Source organism: Syntrophomonas sp. UBA1041 (genome assembly GCF_002316705.1).
In the GTDB taxonomy this organism is placed as follows: Bacteria; Bacillota; Syntrophomonadia; order Syntrophomonadales; family Syntrophomonadaceae; genus DTU019.
Window position 1 is genome coordinate 1 of sequence record NZ_DCEA01000035.1, and the last position, 3,172, is coordinate 3,172.

The 3,172-nt window shown below is 48.8% G+C and carries 4 protein-coding genes and 1 pseudogene; 4 read left to right on the forward strand and 1 reads right to left on the reverse strand.

Annotated elements, in window-relative coordinates; genetic code table 11:
- The first annotated feature begins 32 nt into the window (after positions 1 to 32).
- Complete coding sequence (locus tag B2633_RS05825; RefSeq protein WP_483169721.1) at positions 33 to 785, forward strand: iron-containing alcohol dehydrogenase; 753 nt, start codon at positions 33 to 35, stop codon at positions 783 to 785.
- Positions 786 to 871: 86 nt separating this feature from the next.
- On the opposite strand, the gene B2633_RS05830 is transcribed toward B2633_RS05825, so the two are convergent.
- Positions 872 to 1,387 (reverse strand): hypothetical protein, encoded by a 516-nt coding sequence (locus B2633_RS05830; protein WP_483169722.1) that lies wholly within the window; start codon positions 1,385 to 1,387, stop codon positions 872 to 874.
- Positions 1,388 to 1,809: 422 nt separating this feature from the next.
- Here B2633_RS05830 and B2633_RS05835 point away from each other — a divergent pair, with 422 nt between their 5' ends.
- The 3 genes and pseudogenes from B2633_RS05835 to B2633_RS05845 form a co-directional block, all read left to right on the forward strand.
- Complete coding sequence (locus B2633_RS05835) at positions 1,810 to 2,217, forward strand: hypothetical protein (protein ID WP_483169723.1); 408 nt, start codon at positions 1,810 to 1,812, stop codon at positions 2,215 to 2,217.
- Positions 2,218 to 2,751: 534 nt separating this feature from the next.
- Positions 2,752 to 2,910, forward strand: coding sequence for a hypothetical protein (locus B2633_RS05840; protein WP_483169724.1), 159 nt, complete (start codon positions 2,752 to 2,754; stop codon positions 2,908 to 2,910).
- Positions 2,911 to 3,080: 170 nt separating this feature from the next.
- A pseudogene (locus B2633_RS05845) lies at positions 3,081 to 3,172 on the forward strand (reverse transcriptase domain-containing protein); the annotation flags it as partial.

Below are 3,172 nucleotides of genomic sequence, written 5' to 3' on the forward strand. Positions count from 1 at the left end.
TGGACTAGTTTTCACACATTCTGCCGGTCCCGTTGATTGCCATAAACACCACCGCCGGTTCCGGCGCCGAATTGACCATGACGGCCATCATCACCGACGAATCCAGAAAGGTAAAGATGACCATATCTTCGCCCCTGATGACCCCTTATATATCTGTGAACGACCCCTTGTTCATGAGTTCGATGCCCCGGGAGGTTACGGCCACTTCCGGAATCGATGTGATCTCGCACGCTATCGAAGCCTTTGTTTCAACAGAGGCCTCACCTACCACAGATGCCCTGGCTTTAGGAGCCCTGGAAATAGTCTTCGAATACCTGCCCAGGGCCTATGAGAATGGTTATGATCTGGAAGCCCGGGAAAAGATGATGTACGCCAGCTTTATGGCGGCCTCGGCATTCAACAGCGCCGGGTTGGGATATGTTCATGCTCTGGCGCATCAGCTGGGAGGCCATTATAGCACAATTCACGGCAACAATAATTCGGTTTTGATCCCTCACGTTCTGGAATTCAACGCCCCTTCCATACCTGAACAGCGCCTCATCAAAATATGTGAGACCCTGCATAAAACCGCTCATAACAGGTCTGAAGCAGTAGATATTTTTTCCCAGTCATTCATGGAACTGGCCTCAACGGTCGGACTGCCCTTAAGGCTTCGGGAATTGGGCGTTCAGTACCAGGACATCGAAACCATGTCGCAAAATGCTCTTAAAGATATTGTGTGTTTAACCAATCCTCGCAAAGGGTACCTTGAAGAAGTGATGGCTATCTACGAACAAGCCATGTAATCGGGTATTCGTATAGTGTTGCATAATTGGCTGTTTATGTTGGTTGGAGATCTTTATCACACCGGCTGTGGGATCGCTTATGACTATCAGTGTTGCTCATCGCGGCGGTAGTCGGGTTTGTTGGCCGTCTGCAGCCGGGAATAAAGCAGGCTCTTGTTAGGAAGCCCTTCCTCCTGCCACATCTGGTAAAGATATAACAATAGCGATAACGCAGTGATGATGAGGAACAGGGTCAGACTGCTGGTCATGAAGTCCTTGATGCCGCGGCTGGCCAGCCAGGGAGTGAAAACAAAGGCGAAAAACAGGTTGAAGACAGCGTCAATACCTAGAAACCACCCGAAGCGCTGGTAGGTGTATTTAAACAACCACAGGGTCACTACTGGGGCCAGGCCGTATATATAGGGTATGGTTTGATTAAGAGGATAGACGGTCTGGCGGATATTCCACAACCCCAGTGTAATCCCGGACTCCATGATGATCGAGGTGGTGACTATAGACAACAGTGTCACCGGCATAAAGCGCTTGAGGTCCTTTTTGTTTATGAAAAACAGGGTTGCCCAGGGAAGAACCAACATAGACCACAATATAACCTGGTTGTTCATAAGTTGCTTAAACCTCCTTAAAACAAGCTCAATCCAACCCAGCATTCCAGGCCGGAGATAAACACTTCTGGTTTTTGGTGTGATTACTTCACCCTACAAGGCGATATATGCCATTAGCTTATACTCTATTTGGGTATTTATACCGTCAGCTCAAGAAAAAGTAGCTTTGCAGCATATAACCGGATCGTTGTATTTGACTGACTTTCTACTGCAACCTTGCCGTTTGAAATTTTCTGCTGTGCTTCATACCCGGATGTGCTCGGCAGTTGTATGCGAATGCATACGATGCTGAAGATCATTTTCTATTTTGTTGTTTAGTGCTGACAAATAATTATTAAAGCATGGTTGAAGTTGAAGTTATATTAATTGACGGTTGGGGCAATAATGGAATTAGTCTAATAATTGTAGGAGGTATTGGCAACATGGATATTATTTCACTTGATGAATTTAATCAACTGCCACACAAAGAACAGGCTGCGGTTCATCGTGAAATGAAAAACGCTCTGGGCATCAACGGTATCCTCGAGGCCTGGGGCCTGAGCAGAAACAAATACTACTATATGGTGAAGAAAAGAAATCTCAACGAGGAAAACAAAAAGAAGAATAAAACCGTCAAAAAAACTGCGCCGGTTATGGCTGCGGATCAGGATGGGGAGCAGAAGGTCAAGAAAACCGTACGCAAAGTGGTCAATACTGAAAATGAAAAAGTATCGTTTGATATCTCTATCCAGGGATCTACCAAGGTGGTCGCCACCATTTTGGAATCCATTACCGACACATATAATTCGGATACGGTTTTTCAAGTCAATATGTCAGTACGACAGATCTAAACATAAAGAAGGCGAAATGCACCGTTCCTCAATCAAGGAACGGTGCATTTTTGTTGTGCGCCCGGCATGGGCGCGGTCTAACGGGTGCAAGTCCCGAACACGCCTGGTGGCGGGAAGTGTATAGCCAAGGCCAAGTGCGTCCATCGCGAGGTGGAGTATGAAGGAAGGCGGCGGCAAATCTCCGGCCTGACGAACAGAAATCGCATCAGGCACAAACTGTGGATAAGGCTGCAACACAAGTCGAAGTCCAATAGCCACACGGAAACAGTTTGTGTAAATGCGGCAGGCAGATGGGGAGAAAGACTGCGTTCTTACCCGGGGAGGCCTCACGGACGGCGGAAGCGCATTTGCTAAAGCCGGTTGAAACAAGATTTATCGTGAGGAGTCAGATGAAGCCATAATGTGCGCGTGGCAGCGCATTTGTCAGGTGGGTTAAAGTCCCGCTGGGTCTCGGGTTGGGGGACCTATATCCAAATCCAGGGGTAATATCTTGGAGGCCGGGGGATACCCGGAGGGCAGGGCGCCTACCGTGAGGTGGGGTCTGAAGGGCTTGAGGAGAAGTACCAGGCCGTAATCGAATTGATGAACCGGTCGGCCAAAGACGGGGCAAGGTCGAGCCCGCACTATGGGGGCAGTGGATTAGATCGCTCAGAAGGAGAAGCCAGAGACATCGGCTCTATTGGAGCTACCTAAAGAACAGAGAGTGGTTTCAACTCCCGTACGCTACGTTGCTCCACCCGAACACATGACGAGTTGTAATTGCGAATCATTCTGGGGAGCCCGGTGCGGGAAATCCGCACGCCGGGTTCTGCTTGGGGCTGACGGTACAAGGGGGATTCCCGAGGCCGTCTTCTACCAACCACACAGTGAACCAAAGCAAACTGATAGAGATACTGTCACGGAGCATTAAGGATGGGAGAGTCATCTCCCTCATCCATAAATATCTCCGGGCAGG